This window comes from Streptomyces sp. ATLC9, assembly GCF_057196705.1.
On the sequence record NZ_JBXUOY010000603.1, the window covers coordinates 1 to 423 of the forward strand.

Annotated in this window: 1 protein-coding gene; it reads left to right on the plus strand. The window is 79.9% G+C overall.

What is annotated here, in order from left to right; genetic code table 11:
• The first annotated feature begins 121 nt into the window (after positions 1-121).
• A complete protein-coding gene (locus tag AC2CJA_RS27275) occupies positions 122-406 on the plus strand; it encodes a hypothetical protein (protein ID WP_484605285.1) in 285 nt (94 codons plus the stop codon).
• Positions 407-423: the final 17 nt, after the last annotated feature.

The following is a 423-nucleotide window of genomic DNA, read 5'->3' on the forward strand; positions in this document are numbered from 1 at the left end:
GCCGGCCCCCCCGCCGCCCCCCCCCCCCCCCCCCCCCCCCCCCCCCCCCCCCCCCCCCGGGCCGTCCTGGGTAGGACCGGATAGCCCGATGCGCACCCAACCGGCCCGCGGGAGGCCCCCTATGCTCTGGGAAGTGCTCGGCTCGGCCATCGTCGGTCTCGCCGTCGCCCTCGTCGCCGGCCGCCGTTTCGCGGACCGCTTCCGGAACCGGTCCCTGGTACTGGTCACCGGGCCCGCGGCCGCCTTCGGCGGCGGCGTGATCACACGCGTGGTACTGGGTCCGGGATACGCGCTTCCCACTCTCGTGGTCGCCGCCCTGGTCTCGGCGGCCCTGTTGTCCCTGCTGGTCCGCCCGCGCCACCGCGGCGGTCCGGCGGCCGGACGGCCGCGCGTGGGCGCGGCCTGAGGCGGCGCGGCCCGGGG